This is a genomic window from Pseudomonas sp. GGS8, assembly GCF_024168645.1.
Lineage (GTDB): Bacteria > Pseudomonadota > Gammaproteobacteria > Pseudomonadales > Pseudomonadaceae > Aquipseudomonas.
In genome coordinates this window covers 3,094,712-3,110,841 of sequence record NZ_JALJWF010000001.1, presented here as the reverse complement: position 1 = coordinate 3,110,841, position 16,130 = coordinate 3,094,712, and the positions used below count along the sequence as shown (strand labels likewise).

Sequence of the window (16,130 nt, the reverse complement as noted above, 5' to 3'; positions counted from 1 at the left end):
CGTACGGCGCAGACTCAGTCTGCTTCTTCGATCCAGGCGGCCTGAATGGCTTCAAGTACCTTCTCGCCACCGCGGGTCGGATCATCACTGAACTCCGGCAATGCCAGCACCCACTGGTGCAGATCGACGAAATTCACGTAACGCGGATCCACATCCGGCTTTGAATCAGCCAACTGGATCGCGATCTCCAGCACATCAACCCATTTCAGGCTCATGAAAGCTCCTTGAATCAGTGCGGCGCTTCGGCTGCATGGTTGAGCGAGTATTTCGGAATTTCGACGGTCAGGTCTTCAGTCCCGACTTTTGCCTGACAGGCCAGACGTGACTGGGCCTCCAGCCCCCAAGCCTTATCAAGATAGTCTTCCTCCAACTCATCAGCCTCTTCCAGCGAGTCAAACCCCTCACGAATGATGCAGTGACAAGTGGTGCACGCGCAGACGCCGCCACAGGCGCTTTCCATCTCGATATGGTGTTCATGGGCCAGCTCGAGAATGGATATGCCTGGCTCAGCCTCCACAACCATGCCTTCCGGGCAGAACTTCTCGTGTGGCAGAAAAATGACCTGCGGCATCAGTTATCCTCGATTTCATTCAAATTGCGCCCCGCCAGAGCGGCTTTCACCGTCGAGTCCAGGCGGCGGGCAGCAAACGCATCGGTCACTTGCGACAGACGCTTGGTCTGCTGCTCAATGGCATAGCCATCGGTGCCTTTCATCAATTCGGTCAGTTCCTGCATCTGCATTTCGATGACCATACGCTCCTCGGCATCGAGCAAGCGTTCGCCATCGACATCCAGAGCGCCCTGCACCGCCTCGATCAGGCGCTGGGCATCGACCTGCTGCTCACGCAATACGCGGGCGACCTTGTCGTCGTTGGCGTGCTGGAACGAATCCTTGAGCATCTTGGCGATTTCGCCGTCGGTCAGGCCATAGGACGGCTTGACCTGAATGCTGGCTTCGACGCCCGACCCCAGTTCGCGGGCCGAGACACTGAGCAGACCGTCGGCGTCGACCTGGAAGGTCACGCGAATCTTCGCCGCGCCGGCCACCATCGCGGGAATGCCGCGCAATTCGAAGCGCGCCAGGGACCGGCAGTCGCTGATCAACTCACGCTCACCCTGCAATACGTGGATCGCCATGGCCGACTGGCCATCTTTGTAAGTGGTGAAGTCCTGGGCCCGGGCGACGGGGATGGTGGTGTTACGTGGAATCACCTTCTCCATCAGGCCACCCATGGTTTCCAGCCCCAGGGACAACGGAATCACATCGAGCAACAGCAATTCGCCGCCGTCACGCTTGTTGCCCGCCAGGGTATCGGCCTGGATCGCGGCACCGATGGCCACGACTTGGTCCGGGTCGATTTCGGTCAGCGGTTCGCGACCGAAGGCTTGCGCAACGGCTTCGCGCACGCGCGGCACGCGAGTCGAGCCGCCGACCATGACCACCGCGTGAACGTCTTCCAGCTCAATGCCGGAATCACGCACCGCGCGACGGCAGGCTTTCAGGCTGCGGGCAACCATCGGCTCGATCAGCGCATTGAACGCCTCACGAGTCAGCCCGGCCTTCCAGTCGCCATAAGCGACTTCGACGGACGAGGAGTTGGTCAAGGCTTCTTTGGCCGCACACGCGGTTTGCAACAGATTGCGCTGCACGCCCGGATCGAGGTCGGCCGACAGACCAGCACTCTCAATGATCCAGCCAGCAATGGCGTGATCGAAGTCATCGCCACCCAACGCGCTGTCGCCACCGGTAGCCAGCACTTCGAATACACCGCCGGTCAGGCGCAGAATCGAAATATCGAACGTACCGCCGCCCAGGTCGTAAATGGCAACCAGGCCTTCGGCCTGCTGATCCAGACCGTACGCCACCGCAGCAGCGGTCGGCTCATTGAGCAAGCGCAGCACGTTCAGGCCGGCCAGTTTGGCCGCATCCTTGGTGGCTTGACGCTGGGCATCATCGAAATAGGCCGGAACGGTGATCACCGCGCCGACCAATTCGCCACCCAGGGTCGCTTCAGCGCGTTGACGCAGCACCTTGAGGATATCGGCGGAAACTTCGACCGGGCTTTTCGGGCCTTGCACCGTATCGATGAACGGCATGTGCGACTCGCCATCGACAAAGCGGTACGGCAGCTGATCGCCCAACTGCTTGACGTCGGACAGACCACGACCCATCAAGCGCTTGACCGACAACACGGTGTTCAAAGGATCGGTGGCGGCAGCCAGTTTGGCCGATTCGCCGACTTCGACGCGATCGGCGTGATAGCGCACGGCAGACGGCAGGATAACCCGCCCTTGCGCATCAGCCAGAGGCTCGGAAAGACCACTGCGCAATGCAGCGACCAGCGAATTGGTAGTGCCCAAGTCGATCCCCACAGCCAGACGACGCTGGTGCGGTTGAGGACTTTGGCCGGGTTCGGCGATCTGCAGTAGGGCCATCGTGATCAGGACTTATCTGTATATCAGGCGTGCGACCGGAGCGGCACTGGGTTAATCGTCGAGGCGCTCTTCTAACTGGCGCACTTCGTAGGTGAGCTTGTCGAGGAACTGCATGCGCCGCATCAGGCGTTCGGCCCGTTCGCGTTGCGCCGCATCATTCCAGCAAGCTGCGAAGCTTTGGTTCAATTCATCCTGAGCTGCCTTGAGGCGGCGCTTGAACGTGGCAATACCCGCCATGTCGGCGCTGTCCTGCAGATCCTCAAGCTCTTCACGCAACTCCATCTGCTGCAGAAGAAACTCCGGATCATGCACCGTGACCTCCAGCGGCAGCTCGCCACCACTCAATGCGAGCAAGTATCGCGCGCGCTTGGGGGGGCTTTTGAGCGTCTGGTAGGCCTCGTTGAGGCTCGCGGATTGCTCGAGCGCCAGCCGCTGCTCGCGCTCGGAAGCGTCGGCAAAGCGGTCCGGATGAACGCCACGCGCCAACTCACGGTAGCGCGTAGCCAGCTGATCGAGGTCCAGATTGAAACTCGGTTGCAGCTCAAATAAAGCGAAATGACAAGGAGTACCCACGAGTAGCCTCAGATGTTGAAGCTTTCGCCGCAGCCACATTCACCGCGTACGTTGGGGTTGTTGAACTTGAAGCCTTCGTTCAACCCTTCCTTGACGAAATCAAGCTCGGTGCCGTCAAGGTACGCCAGGCTTTTCGGGTCGATGATCACCTTCTCGCCGTGACTTTCGAACACCTGATCGTCCGCGCCCACCTCGTCGACAAACTCCAGCACATAGGCAAGGCCGGAACAGCCCGTGGTGCGAACACCCAGACGAATCCCATCACCCTTGCCGCGCCCGTTGAGGGAGCGTCGCACGTGTTGAGCAGCCGCTTCTGTCATGCTGATAGCCATCGGTGACTCCTTACTCGTCGCCAAATCTTGAAAGTCAGATCAAGCCTTTCTTCTGCTTGTAGTCGCGAACGGCCGCTTTGATAGCGTCTTCAGCGAGTACGGAGCAGTGAATTTTCACTGGCGGCAGGGCCAGCTCTTCGGCCAGCTGAGTGTTCTTGATGGTCTCTGCTTCATCCAGAGTCTTGCCTTTCATCCACTCGGTCGCCAGGGAGCTGGAGGCGATCGCCGAACCGCAACCGTAAGTCTTGAACTTGGCGTCTTCGATGATGCCTTGCTCGTTGACCTTGATCTGCAGACGCATCACGTCACCGCACGCCGGTGCGCCGACCATGCCGGTGCCGACATCAGGATCTTCCGCGTCCATCTTGCCGACGTTGCGCGGGTTCTCGTAGTGGTCGATGACCTTTTCGCTGTAAGCCATGATTCTTAATCCTCACTCATCAGGAGTCGCTCTTGAAACCCTGCCAATCGTGGATTCGCAGGGCCCGTTGCGGCGACTTGAATATCAGTGTGCCGCCCACTCGATTTTCGAAATGTCGACGCCGTCTTTGTACATGTCCCACAGCGGCGACAGAGTGCGCAGCTTGGTGACGGCCTCGCAGACTTTCTGCGCGGCGTAGTCGATTTCTTCTTCGGTGGTGAAACGGCCGAAGGTGAAGCGAATCGAGCTGTGTGCCAGTTCGTCGTTGCGGCCCAGGGCGCGCAGCACGTACGAAGGCTCAAGCGATGCCGAGGTGCAGGCCGAACCCGACGAAACCGCCAGATCCTTGAGCGCCATGATCAGCGACTCGCCTTCGACGTAGTTGAAGCTCAGGTTCAGGTTGTGCGGTACGCGGGCGGTCATGTTGCCGTTGACGTACAACTCTTCCAAGCCTTCGACCTGCTTGAAGAAACGCTCGCTCAGGGCTTTGATACGTACGTTCTCGGCAGCCATGTCTTCCTTGGCTACACGGAACGCTTCGCCCATGCCGACAATCTGGTGGGTCGCCAGGGTGCCGGAACGCATGCCACGCTCGTGACCGCCGCCGTGCATGGTCGCTTCGATACGAACACGCGGTTTGCGGCTGACGTACAACGCGCCGATGCCTTTAGGGCCGTAGGTTTTGTGGGCGGAGAACGACATCAGGTCGACTTTCAGCTTCGACAGGTCGATCTCGACCTTGCCGGTGGACTGAGCGGCGTCGACGTGGAACAGGATGCCCTTGGAACGGGTCAGCTCACCAATGGCTGCGATGTCGTTGATGGTGCCGATTTCGTTGTTCACATGCATGATCGACACGAGAATGGTGTCGTCACGCAGGGCAGCTTCGACCATCTCCGGGGTGACCAGACCATCTTCCCGAGGATCGAGGTAGGTCACTTCGAAACCTTCACGCTCCAGTTGGCGCATGGTGTCGAGGACAGCCTTGTGCTCAATCTTGGTGGTGATCAGGTGTTTGCCTTTGGTGGAGTAGAAATGCGCCGCACCCTTGATTGCCAGGTTGTCGGACTCAGTGGCGCCGGAGGTCCAGACGATTTCGCGTGGGTCGGCGTTAACCAGGTCAGCGACCTGACGGCGAGCGTTTTCGACGGACTCTTCGGCTTTCCAGCCGAACACGTGGGAACGGGACGCCGGGTTACCGAAGTTTCCGTCGACCAGCAGGCATTCACTCATCTTTTGCGCGACACGCGGATCAACCGGGGTGGTCGCAGAGTAATCAAGGTAAATCGGCAATTTCATGGACTATCTCCTAAATCAGGCTGGCTGGCGTGCCGCTAGCTCTTTGGCTGTCATTCGACGGCGGACGCTTCAATCTTGTCCAGGCGTGGCGCCTTGCTGTTGCAACGGCGCTGGTCCTGACGCTGGGCTACTTCTTGTACCTCACGGCGAGTGACAAGGTCAGCCAAGCTGATACCGCTCAGAAATTCGTGAATCTGCAGGCTCAGATCGCACCACAAGTGGTGAGTCAGACAAGTGTCGCCGGAATGGCAGTCACCCTGGCCCTGGCATTTGGTCGCATCGACCGATTCGTTTACCGCATCGATCACCTGGGCGACCTGGATGCCCTGCATGTCGCGGGACAGTTGGTAGCCACCGCCCGGACCGCGAACACTGGACACCAGATTGCTACGGCGCAATTTGGCGAAAAGCTGCTCGAGGTAGGACAGGGAGATGCCTTGGCGCTCGGAGATATCGGCCAGGGACACCGGCCCGTGCTGCGCGTGCAACGCCAGGTCAAGCATGGCGGTCACGGCGTATCGGCCTTTTGTAGTCAGTCGCATGGACAATTACCACGGAGTTCGGAATGAGGCGAGTATGCAATTCCCGAGTATTTAAGTCAACTATAAGACCTAGTGCTTTACTCGGGTTTACCCGCAAAAGAGCGCGCGCATCATAGCAGGGTCTGTAGCGTAATGGCACACCAACCAGCGCGGTGCAAATGCCTGAATGCGACCCTGCTGCGAATCAGCTGGCCTTGCTTTCATCCTTGCCCTTCACACAGGCGAAGTCTTCTTCGCGCAGCTCAGGCAAATCCTTGGCACAGTAATTACTGCCCAGATCCTTCAGTGCACCGCACATACCCTCCAAACGCCCATCGACCGCCTGCAAGTGATCGAGCAGTTGACCGATCGCCCGCGCCACCGGGTCCGGCATGTCTTCGCCGACGCCGTAGGCATCGAAACCGATCTTCTCGGCCATAGCCTTGCGCTTGGCATCCTGCTCATCATCAGACTTGACGATAATCCGCCCCGGAATCCCCACCACTGTCGCACCCGGCGGAACCGCCTTGGTGACCACGGCATTGGAACCCACCTTGGCCCCGGCACCGACAGTGAATGGGCCGAGCACCTTGGCGCCCGCACCAACCACCACACCATCCTCCAGAGTCGGGTGACGCTTGCCCTTGTTCCAGCTGGTGCCACCGAGGGTCACGCCCTGATAAAGAGTGACGTCGTTGCCGATCTCGGCGGTCTCACCAATAACGATACCCATGCCATGGTCGATAAAGAAGCGACGACCGACCTTGGCGCCCGGATGAATCTCGATTCCGGTCAACCAGCGACCGAAGTTCGACACCAACCGCGCCAGCCATTTCAGCTCTGCGCGCCACAGGACCGACGACAGGCGATGGATCCAGATGGCATGCATGCCCGGATAGCAGGTCAGGACTTCAAAAGCATTACGCGCCGCCGGGTCACGATGAAAAACACTTTGGATATCTTCACGCAAACGCTCGAACATCATTAATCCTTCCGCTTTAGAAGCTCGCCACGGGCCGCCTTCTGGGTTTCCGTGAGAATGCCACGCAATATATTCATTTCCGCCCGGCTGACCGAGCTGCGTCCGTACAACCGGCGCAGGCGCGCCATCAAGTGCCGTGGTTTTTCCGGGTCGAGGAATTCGATGGCCACCAGGGTTTGCTCCAGGTGCTCATAGAATCGCTCCAGCTCATCCATGGTCGCCAGCTCACCACTCTTGGTGGATGCGACTTCTTCCTTCTCGACCTTGCTCGGCTGACCTTGGGCCGCCAGCCAGGACATACGCACCTCATAGCTCAACACCTGCACCGCCGCCCCGAGGTTCAGCGAACTGAACTCAGGGTCTGATGGGATGTGCACGTGATAATGACATCGCTGCAGCTCTTCGTTGGTCAGGCCGGAATCTTCACGACCGAACACCAATGCGATCTCGGCACCCTGCCCCGCCTCCTCGACCACCCTTACACCGCACTCACGGGGATCGAGCAACGGCCAGGGAATGCGACGATCACGAGCGCTGGTACCCAGCACCAGATTGCAGCCGATCAAGGCATCTTCCAAGGTGGCGACGACTTGCGCGTTTTCAAGGATGTCCCCGGCGCCGGACGCACGTGCATCGGCCTCGTGGTGCGGGAACAACCGCGGCTCGACCAGCACCAGTCGCGACAGGCCCATGTTCTTCATGGCACGCGCAGCACCGCCGATATTTCCGGGATGGCTGGTATTGACCAGGACGACACGAATGTTTTGCAGCAAGGGAGGCGCTCTCGAACACATTATCGGGAGCAGAATCTTACAGCTCCTCCTACCGTTAAGCCATGAAAGCGAACACCGACCTTCTCCTGTAGAAACTTTCTGATAGAATGCCCGGCTTTCTTTAACAACCTTAGGTGACACATCCATGCAGCCCATGCTGAATATCGCGCTGCGCGCCGCCCGCAGCGCCAGTGAATTGATCTTCCGCTCCATCGAGCGCCTGGATACCATCAAGGTCGACGAAAAAGACGCCAAGGATTACGTATCCGAGGTGGATCGCGCCGCCGAACAGAAAATCATCGACGCACTGCGCAAGGCCTACCCGAACCACTCGATTCTGGGTGAAGAAACCGGTATGCACGCCGGCACCGGCATCGAAGGCGAGGAATACCTGTGGATCATCGACCCACTGGACGGCACCACCAACTTCCTGCGCGGCATCCCCCACTTCGCTGTCAGCATCGCCTGCAAATACCGCGGACGCCTGGAACACGCCGTTGTACTGGACCCTGTTCGCCAGGAAGAATTCACCGCCAGCCGTGGTCGCGGCGCTCAACTGAACGGTCGTCGCCTGCGCGTCAGCGGCCGCACCAGCCTGGACGGCGCCCTGCTGGGTACCGGCTTCCCGTTCCGTGACGACCAGATGGACAACCTCGACAACTACCTGGGCATGTTCCGCGCCCTGGTTGGCCAGACCGCCGGCATCCGCCGCGCCGGCTCGGCAAGCCTGGACCTGGCCTACGTAGCTGCCGGCCGTTTCGACGCTTTCTGGGAATCAGGCCTGTCCGAGTGGGACATGGCTGCAGGCGCCCTGCTGATCCAGGAAGCCGGCGGCCTGGTGAGCGACTTCACTGGCGGTCACGACTTCCTGGAAAAAGGCCACGTCGTTGCCGGCAACACCAAGTGCTTCAAGGCAGTACTGACGGCGATCCAGCCGCACCTGCCGGCTTCGCTGAAGCGCTAAGCGCCCAGAGTCAAAAAAAACCGCAGCACTTAAAGCAAACGCCCCGACCTGTTCGGGGCGTTTGCTTTTGCACGAACAAAATCCCCCTCTAACGCCGCGATCCATGCGGGAGCGGGCTTGCCCGCGAAGACGAAACACCCGGCAACATCAATGTCGACTGACACACCCTCTTCGCAGACAAGCCTCGCCCCTACAGACCCCGCCCCCTAACCGGCCTTTATATACAGCCATAACGAAAAATGCCCCGCATCTTTCGATACGAGGCATTTTCTTGAAGAGCCAGCCTGGAAAGGCCAGCTTTTCGGCATCGGAAGCTGGACTTAAGCCAGTTTTTCCTTGATGCGAGCTGCTTTACCGGACAGGTCACGCAGGTAGTACAGCTTGGCTTTACGCACGTCACCGCGACGCTTAACAGCCATGCTGTCGATTTGCGGGCTGTAGGTCTGGAAAGTACGTTCTACGCCAACACCGTTGGAGATTTTACGAACGGTGAAAGCACTGTTTACGCCGCGGTTACGCTTGGCGATAACTACGCCTTCGAACGCTTGCAGACGCGAACGATCGCCTTCCTTCACTTTCACCTGAACGACAATGGTGTCGCCCGGGGCAAAGGTAGGGATCTCTTTGGTCATCTGCTCTGCTTCGAGTGCAAGGATGATTTTGTTAGTCATGCTGTGCTCCTAAGGTAAATCGTCGGATCTACCATCGATACGTTGTTAACTATCGTCCCGCTCGCGGATGTATTCCTCGAGCAGCTTCTTCTCTTCTCCAGAAAGCGAGCGGCTTTCCAGAAGATCGACGCGTCGTTCATAGGTCCGACCAAGGGACTGCTGTAAACGCCAACGCCGGATGTGCGCGTGATTGCCACTTAGCAATACGTCGGGAACACGCTGATCCGCATACACCTCCGGTCGGGTGTAGTGCGGGCAATCCAGCAAACCATCCGTAAAGGAATCTTCCTCGGCGGAGTCCGCATGCCCTAAAGCTCCAGGCAGCAGTCGTGTAACCGCATCGATCAGGACCATCGCCGGCAGCTCGCCGCCAGACAGTACATAGTCGCCAATCGACCACTCTTCATCGACATGAGCATCAATAAAACGCTCGTCAATGCCTTCATAGCGGCCAGCAATCAGGATCAATGCATCCAGATTCGCCAACTCGCGCACCGCCGACTGGGTCAGTTGACGGCCTTGGGGGGACAGGTAAATTACCTTCGCCGCCTCCCCGGCTGCTGCCTTGGCCTGAACCAGAGCATCTTCCAGGGGCTTGATCTTCATCACCATGCCCGGACCACCGCCAAATGGGCGATCATCCACAGTGTGATGTCGATCCGTCGTGTAGTCCCGCGGATTCCAACAGGTAAGCTGCAACAACCCCTGTTTCACCGCCCGACTGGTGATGCCGTACTCGCTGATGGCGGAGAACATCTCGGGAAACAAACTGATCACTTCTACGCGCAGGTTAGCCACGTTTAGAAGTCCGCATCCCATTCCACCTTCATCTCACCCGCAGCGAGGTCGACGGCCAACACGCATTGCTCGGTATACGGCAACAGGCGTTCACGATCATCCAGGCTGCCAGCGCAAGGCTTGACCACCATTACATCATTGGCGCCGGTTTCCAGAAGATGATCGATTTTCCCGAACAACTGCCCGTGAGTATCGATAACCTTCAGACCTTCCAGCTGGTACCAGTAGTACTCGCCGTCGGTCAATTCAGGGAACAGGTTGCGCGGCACGCAGATCTCATAACCAGCCAGAAGACGAGCTTCTTCGCGATCATCAAGACCCTTGAGCTTTGCGACCAGGAACTTGTCATTCCCACGTCCACTGACCAGCTCGACCTGTTTTACGTTGCCCTCGCGCTTGAGCGTCCAGGTTTTGTAGTCCAACAGGTTTTTAATCGGATCAGTAAAGGAATACACCTTCACTTCGCCGCGAACGCCGTGAACAGAATAAATCTTGCCGATAACGATCAAATCATCAGCAACAGCTGGCGTCGCGTTCATATTGCTCAGGCCGCAGCCTTAGCAGATTCCTTCAACAACTGAGCAACGCGCTCAGAAGGTTGTGCACCAACGCTCAGCCAGTAGGCTACGCGCTCTTGGTTCACGGACAGACGAACTTCTTGACCACGAGCAACAGGGTTGAAGAAACCAACCTGTTCCTTGTGCGAACCGTCACGCGGGTTGCGGCTGTCGGTTACGGTCAAGTGGTAAAACGGGCGCTTTTTGGAGCCGCCAAGGGCAAGACGGATTGTTAGCATGTGAACATCGTTCCTGTAGTCGGTGCTGCAAATCTAAATGCACAGCGGGCATAGGTGCCCGAAAGGCCGCATATTCTAAGGAATATCCGGACTTTTGCAAATGTCTTTTTCCGGCGCCTATCGGCGTGCCATCCAGACTTGCTATAGAGCCATCGTTGAAGATGACCAGTCAGCTCCCGCCAAGTGCGGGTTTGCTGGAGATCCCACGTCCGTGTGGGGCTGCGCCGACATGACTGCCGGCGCGGATTCTTTACATTTTCGGCATGCCGCCGCCGGGCAACATACCGCCCATGCCGCGCATCATTTTGGCCATTCCGCCTTTGGCGGAGAATTTCTTCATCATCTTCTGCATCTGCTTGTGCTGCTTGATCAAGCGACCGATGTCCTGCACCTGAGTACCGGAACCCATGGCGATACGGCGCTTGCGCGAACCGCTGATCAGCTCAGGGTCGCGGCGCTCGGCCGGGGTCATGGAATTGATGATGGCTTCCATCTGTTTGAACTGCTTCTCTGCCGCGCCCTGGGCATTGCCCATCTGCGCCAGGTTCACCCCACCGATATTCGGCAGTTTGTCCATGAGGCCGCCCAGGCCGCCCATGTTCTTCATCTGTTGCAACTGATCGCGGAAGTCTTCGAGGTCGAAGCCCTTGCCCTTCTTCAGCTTCTTGGCCAGTTTGTCGGCCTTGTCCTTGTCGAGGGTCGCTTCAGCCTGTTCGATCAGGCTGAGCACGTCGCCCATGCCGAGGATGCGCGAAGCGATACGCTCAGGGTGGAACGGTTCGAGCGCTTCGCTCTTCTCGCCCATACCGATGAACTTGATCGGCTTGCCGGTAATGGCACGTACCGACAGCGCAGCACCGCCACGGGCATCGCCGTCGACCTTGGTCAGGATCACACCGGTCAGCGGCAGCGCATCGCCGAAGGCCTTGGCCGTGTTGGCGGCGTCCTGGCCGGTCATGGCATCGACCACGAACAGGGTTTCGACCGGATTGATCGCGGCGTGCAGCGCCTTGATCTCGCCCATCATCTCTTCGTCGATGTGCAGACGACCGGCGGTGTCGACGATGACCACGTCGATGAATTTCAGTTTGGCTTCTTTAATAGCCGCTTGAGCGATGTCGACCGGCTTCTGGCTCAGGTCGGACGGGAAGAACGTCACGCCGATGTCGTTGGCCAGGGTTTCCAGTTGTTTGATCGCCGCCGGACGGTAAACGTCTGCGGACACGACCATGACCGACTTCTTCTTGCGCTCTTTAAGGAAGCGCGCCAGTTTGCCGGCGGTGGTGGTTTTACCCGCACCCTGCAAACCGGCCATCAGGACCACGGCCGGTGGAACGGCACTCAGATTCAGGTCTTCGTTGGCCGCGCCCATCAGGCTTTCGAGTTCGGCCTGGACAATCTTCACGAAGGCCTGGCCCGGCGTCAGGCTGCGCGACACCTCGGTGCCGACAGCGCGCTCCTTGACCGAATTGACGAAGTCTTTGACCACCGGCAAGGCGACGTCGGCCTCGAGCAACGCCATGCGCACTTCGCGCAGGGTGTCTTTGATGTTGTCTTCAGTCAGCTTGGCCTTGCCGGTGACATGGCGCAGCGTCTGCGAGAGACGGTCGGTTAAGTTTTCAAACATTGCGCGATCCTTTCAGGCCCTGTGTAGACCGGGATAATGGCGGCCCAGACCGGAATCAACATGTGCTCGGCGAGCCTGCGGCGTGGGCAGGTCGCGGATTATAGCGAAGACTGCGTCTGGCGGACACCTCGCCGTCAGCTTGTATGGTCTTTCGTGCCGTGTGGGTTCTATGCCAAACTCAACGCCTTTCGGGCCTGCCTAACAGGATTTATGCTCCCCTTGTCACCCAGCTTGCTTACCACCCTCGCCGCCGCCTGCTTATATGCCGCTGCGACCTTCTATCAAGGCACTCGTCTGGCCACCGGCGCCAAGGCGAACAAACGCCTGCTGGTCACGCTCGGCGTGCTGGCCGTGCTGGCCCACAGCGCCAGCCTGATCAGCTATCTGCTGACTCCGGTCGGCCTGGCGCTGGACTTTTTCAGCGCCGCCAGCCTGATTGCCGCAGCGGTCATCGCCCTGACCCTGCTGGCCTGCTCACGGATACCGGTGGAAAACCTCCTTGTGTTACTGTTTCCGCTGGGCGCCGCAACGGTGTTGCTGGCCCAGTTCGCCCCCGCCGGCACGGTGCAGGTCATCGACGAAGAACCCGGCATTCTCGCCCACATTCTCCTGTCGATCCTCGCTTACGGCATGTTCACCATCGCGGTGTTCCAGGCCTTGCTGCTGCTGGTTCAGGACCATCAGCTCAAGCACAAGCATCCGTCCGGGCTGATCAAGAACTTCCCACCGCTGCAAACCATGGAAAGCCTGCTGTTCGGCTTCCTCTGGGCCGGCTGGAGTCTGCTGTCGTTGTCACTGATTTCCGGCTGGCTGTTCGTCGAGAACCTGTTCGCCCAGCATCTGGTGCATAAAACCCTGCTGGCGTGCCTGGCCTGGATCGTGTTCAGCGTGCTGCTCTGGGGGCGCAACCGTCTCGGCTGGCGCGGACACAAAGCCATCCGCTGGACCCTTGCCGGTTTCTGCCTGCTGATGCTGGCGTATTTCGGCAGCAAGCTGGTCCGCGAATACATTCTGCACATCTGACGGGCGGCATTAATGGACGACTTGCCCATAGGGCCGATGCTTGCGGTGCTGGCACTGCTGATTTTATGGTCGGGGCTGTTTACCGCCATCGAAGTTGCACAACAGCAGTTGCTGGCCCAGCGCACAGCCTCACGCTCCAGCGACAAACCCGTGGCCAGGCTGAGTTTCCCGCTCAACAGCCTGATCCTCTGCAACACCTTGTGCCGCGCGCTAGTGGTGGTCATCAGCACCTTGCTGGCGATTTTCACTTGGGCACAAAACGGCCCCTGGATTGCCTGCCTCGGTGCCGGTGCGGTGTTGGTGGTGTTCGCCGACTACCTGCCACGCTCCATCGCCGCCCGCTATCCGGACGCCGTCCTGGCCTTGGGCAACACATTGCTCGGCATACCGTTGAAAATCGTCTATCCCGCCGCGTGGCTACTCAATGGCATCAGCCAACAGCTGATGCGGCCATTCGCCCGCAAGGTCAACGTGGTGCAGCAAAGTGAAGACGAGGCACCGGCAGATCGACACGACGACCACGAACACGCAGCCTATCGCCCACTGTCAGGCATCCACGCACTGGATAACATCACGGTCAACGACATTCTGGTGCCACGCAGTGACGTCGACGGGATCAACCTGGACGACCCCCTCGAAGAAATCATCGAGCAACTGCGCCACAACAGGCGCACCCGTCTGCCGGTATTCCACAGCGACATCAATCAGGTTGAAGCGGTGCTCAACACCCGGCAGATCCGTCATTTGTTGCCGGATTCAAGCCTGACCGTGGAAGCGCTGCTGGCGGCCAGTCACGAACCATACTTCGTGCCGGAAAGCACACCGTTGCAGCTGCAACTGCTGAACTTCCACAAACAACAGCGGCGCTTGGGCATGGTGGTCGACGAGTACGGGGAAGTGCTGGGCATCGTGACCCTGGAAGACATTCTCGAAGAGATCGTCGGCGAGTTCGAAAGCCAGCACAGCCTGGATAACCCGCACATTCACCCACAGGCCGATGGCCGACTGGTGATTGATGGCGCGGCATCCATCCGCGAGCTGAACAAGAGCCTTGGCTGGCACCTGCCCAGCGATGGTCCGAAAACCCTCAACGGGTTGGTGACCGAGGCGCTGGAGACGATTCCGGACAGTGCGGTGTGCCTGAAGATCGGCCGATATCGGCTGGAGATTCTGGAAACTGAAGAGAATCGCGTCACGCGCGTGCTGATCTGGCATACCAGCTCAGTGCCCGCGCTTATCCGTTAATGGGTTAAAACAACCGCACCTCTTGTTCGATAGTTAGCCACCTTCCTATAATCGAGCCGGCTTACCCAAGCCTCCCACCGAACCACATGCTTACCCCGCATGCAGCAGGTTCCGGCCAGATCTTCGACAACATCCGTACCACTGCGGCGACTGTTCCTACCTTGAACAGCGACCGTGTCTCAACCCACATCCCTGGGTATTCGACCATAATAATTCGCTCCACTGGGGCACATGACTGTCAGGGATAACGACATGACGACCAGCACAACGTTCAGCGACACCGCGCCTGCGCAACCGACAAACTCCGCCACCCGCGTGGCTACCGCGAGTTTCATCGGCACGGCCATCGAGTTCTACGACTTCTACGTCTACGCCACTGCCGCGGCGCTGGTGATCGGCCCGGTGTTTTTTCCGCAAACCTCCGGCACCGCCCAGATGTTGTCGGCGTTCCTCACCTTCGGTATCGCCTTCCTTGCACGCCCATTGGGTTCGGCGCTGTTCGGCCATTTCGGTGACCGCATCGGGCGCAAATCGACACTGGTTGCATCCTTGCTGCTGATGGGCGTGTGCACCACGCTGATCGGCGTGCTGCCGGGTTACGACAGCATTGGCGCCTGGGCGCCGATCCTGCTTTGTGTGCTGCGCTTCGGCCAGGGCCTGGGGCTGGGTGGTGAATGGGGCGGCGCCGCATTGCTGGCCACGGAGAACGCGCCCAAAGGTAAGCGCGCCTGGTTCGGCATGTTTCCGCAGCTCGGCCCATCGATAGGGTTTCTGGCGGCCAACGGCCTGTTCCTGACCCTGGCCATGAGCCTGAACGACGAGCAGTTTCGTTCGTGGGGCTGGCGGATTCCGTTTCTGCTCAGCGCCGCACTGGTGATGGTGGGCTTGTACGTACGCCTCAAACTCCACGAAACCCCAGTGTTCGCCAACGCCGTGGCTCGTCAGGAGCGAGTGAAGATCCCGCTGGTCGAGCTGTTCAGCCAATATTGGGCGCCGATGCTGTTGGGGGCCGGCTCGATGGTGGTGTGCTATGCGCTGTTCTACATCTCGACAGTGTTTTCGCTGAGTTACGGCGTGTCGACGCTCGGTTACACCCGGGAAACCTTCCTCGCTCTGCTGTGTTTCGCGGTGCTGTTCATGGCAGCCGCGACACCGCTGTCGGCCTGGGCCAGTGATCGTTTCGGGCGCAAGCCGGTGCTGATCATCGGCGGCGTGCTGGCGATTCTGTCCGGATTCTTGATGGAACCGCTGCTGACCCATGGCTCGACCTGGGGCGTGGCGCTGTTCCTGTGCATCGAACTGTTTCTGATGGGCGTGACGTTCGCGCCAATGGGCGCACTGCTGCCGGAGCTGTTTCCGACACATGTTCGCTATACCGGCGCATCGGCCGCTTACAACCTGGGCGGTATTGTCGGAGCCTCGGCGGCGCCGTTCTTTGCGCAGAAACTGGTGGCGATGGGTGGTTTGAGTTATGTCGGCGGGTATGTGTCGGGAGCGGCGGTGCTGAGTTTGATAGCGGTGCTGTGCCTGAAGGAAACGCGCAATAACGATTTGAATCGGGTTGCCTGACAGGCCGCCATCGCGGGCAAGCCCGCTCCCACAGGGTATTCGGGTGTACACAAAATTTGTGACTCGCCGAAAATCCTGTGGGAGCGGGCTTGCCCGCGAT

General features: G+C 59.2%; 19 protein-coding genes. 4 read left to right on the top strand and 15 right to left on the bottom strand.

Features of this window, described 5'->3' with window-relative positions:
- Positions 1–14 precede the first annotated feature (14 nt).
- From iscX to trmJ, 10 genes are all read right to left on the bottom strand, one after another.
- On the bottom strand, positions 15–215 hold the full coding sequence (gene iscX / locus J3D54_RS13995) for a Fe-S cluster assembly protein IscX (RefSeq protein ID WP_253419062.1): 201 nt from the start codon (positions 213–215) through the stop codon (positions 15–17).
- 14 nt (positions 216–229) lie between these two features.
- A complete protein-coding gene (gene fdx, locus J3D54_RS13990; protein WP_018927066.1) occupies positions 230–571 on the bottom strand; it encodes an ISC system 2Fe-2S type ferredoxin in 342 nt (113 codons plus the stop codon).
- Complete coding sequence (gene hscA / locus J3D54_RS13985) at positions 571–2,436, bottom strand: Fe-S protein assembly chaperone HscA (protein ID WP_253419058.1); 1,866 nt, start codon at positions 2,434–2,436, stop codon at positions 571–573. The genes fdx and hscA overlap by 1 nt, the downstream gene beginning before the upstream one ends.
- Positions 2,437–2,487: 51 nt before the next feature.
- Entirely contained in the window at positions 2,488–3,009 is a 522-nt protein-coding gene (gene hscB / locus J3D54_RS13980) for a co-chaperone HscB (protein WP_018927068.1), read from the bottom strand.
- 8 nt (positions 3,010–3,017) lie between these two features.
- Entirely contained in the window at positions 3,018–3,341 is a 324-nt protein-coding gene (gene iscA / locus J3D54_RS13975; RefSeq protein ID WP_007941391.1) for an iron-sulfur cluster assembly protein IscA, read from the bottom strand.
- A gap of 34 nt (positions 3,342–3,375) precedes the next feature.
- A complete protein-coding gene (gene iscU, locus J3D54_RS13970; protein ID WP_003443374.1) occupies positions 3,376–3,762 on the bottom strand; it encodes a Fe-S cluster assembly scaffold IscU in 387 nt (128 codons plus the stop codon).
- Positions 3,763–3,846: 84 nt separating this feature from the next.
- Entirely contained in the window at positions 3,847–5,061 is a 1,215-nt protein-coding gene (locus tag J3D54_RS13965) for an IscS subfamily cysteine desulfurase (protein ID WP_253419055.1), read from the bottom strand.
- A gap of 50 nt (positions 5,062–5,111) precedes the next feature.
- Entirely contained in the window at positions 5,112–5,603 is a 492-nt protein-coding gene (gene iscR, locus J3D54_RS13960) for a Fe-S cluster assembly transcriptional regulator IscR (RefSeq protein ID WP_003227911.1), read from the bottom strand.
- 184 nt (positions 5,604–5,787) lie between these two features.
- Positions 5,788–6,564: a serine O-acetyltransferase gene (cysE, locus tag J3D54_RS13955; protein ID WP_253419052.1), complete on the bottom strand. Its 777-nt coding sequence runs from the start codon at positions 6,562–6,564 to the stop codon at positions 5,788–5,790.
- Positions 6,565–6,566: 2 nt separating this feature from the next.
- Complete coding sequence (trmJ, locus tag J3D54_RS13950; RefSeq protein WP_253419049.1) at positions 6,567–7,337, bottom strand: tRNA (cytosine(32)/uridine(32)-2'-O)-methyltransferase TrmJ; 771 nt, start codon at positions 7,335–7,337, stop codon at positions 6,567–6,569.
- Between the two features lie 145 nt (positions 7,338–7,482).
- On the opposite strand from trmJ, the gene suhB reads away from it, so the two are divergent.
- A complete protein-coding gene (suhB, locus tag J3D54_RS13945; RefSeq protein WP_008053258.1) occupies positions 7,483–8,301 on the top strand; it encodes an inositol-phosphate phosphatase in 819 nt (272 codons plus the stop codon).
- A 320-nt stretch (positions 8,302–8,621) separates the two neighbouring features.
- On the opposite strand, the gene rplS is transcribed toward suhB, so the two are convergent.
- The 5 genes from rplS to ffh form a co-directional block, all read right to left on the bottom strand.
- Complete coding sequence (rplS, locus tag J3D54_RS13940) at positions 8,622–8,972, bottom strand: 50S ribosomal protein L19 (protein WP_003175895.1); 351 nt, start codon at positions 8,970–8,972, stop codon at positions 8,622–8,624.
- A gap of 45 nt (positions 8,973–9,017) precedes the next feature.
- Positions 9,018–9,791, bottom strand: coding sequence for a tRNA (guanosine(37)-N1)-methyltransferase TrmD (gene trmD / locus J3D54_RS13935; RefSeq protein ID WP_253419045.1), 774 nt, complete (start codon positions 9,789–9,791; stop codon positions 9,018–9,020).
- Positions 9,773–10,309: a ribosome maturation factor RimM gene (gene rimM / locus J3D54_RS13930; protein ID WP_105340217.1), complete on the bottom strand. Its 537-nt coding sequence runs from the start codon at positions 10,307–10,309 to the stop codon at positions 9,773–9,775. Before rimM ends, trmD begins: the two co-directional genes overlap by 19 nt.
- A 5-nt stretch (positions 10,310–10,314) precedes the next feature.
- On the bottom strand, positions 10,315–10,566 hold the full coding sequence (gene rpsP / locus J3D54_RS13925; RefSeq protein WP_003198088.1) for a 30S ribosomal protein S16: 252 nt from the start codon (positions 10,564–10,566) through the stop codon (positions 10,315–10,317).
- Positions 10,567–10,816: 250 nt separating this feature from the next.
- Positions 10,817–12,193 carry a signal recognition particle protein gene (ffh, locus tag J3D54_RS13920; RefSeq protein ID WP_007941401.1) on the bottom strand — a complete coding sequence of 459 codons (1,377 nt, stop codon included), beginning with the start codon at positions 12,191–12,193 and terminating at the stop codon, positions 10,817–10,819.
- Positions 12,194–12,403: 210 nt separating this feature from the next.
- Here ffh and J3D54_RS13915 point away from each other — a divergent pair, with 210 nt between their 5' ends.
- The 3 genes from J3D54_RS13915 (at position 12,404) to J3D54_RS13905 (ending at position 16,030) form a co-directional block, all read left to right on the top strand.
- Positions 12,404–13,216 carry an inner membrane protein YpjD gene (locus tag J3D54_RS13915; RefSeq protein WP_018927074.1) on the top strand — a complete coding sequence of 271 codons (813 nt, stop codon included), beginning with the start codon at positions 12,404–12,406 and terminating at the stop codon, positions 13,214–13,216.
- Positions 13,217–13,228: 12 nt separating this feature from the next.
- Positions 13,229–14,461: a transporter associated domain-containing protein gene (locus J3D54_RS13910; protein ID WP_253419042.1), complete on the top strand. Its 1,233-nt coding sequence runs from the start codon at positions 13,229–13,231 to the stop codon at positions 14,459–14,461.
- A 252-nt stretch (positions 14,462–14,713) separates the two neighbouring features.
- Positions 14,714–16,030, top strand: coding sequence for an MFS transporter (locus tag J3D54_RS13905; RefSeq protein WP_019581065.1), 1,317 nt, complete (start codon positions 14,714–14,716; stop codon positions 16,028–16,030).
- Positions 16,031–16,130: the final 100 nt, after the last annotated feature.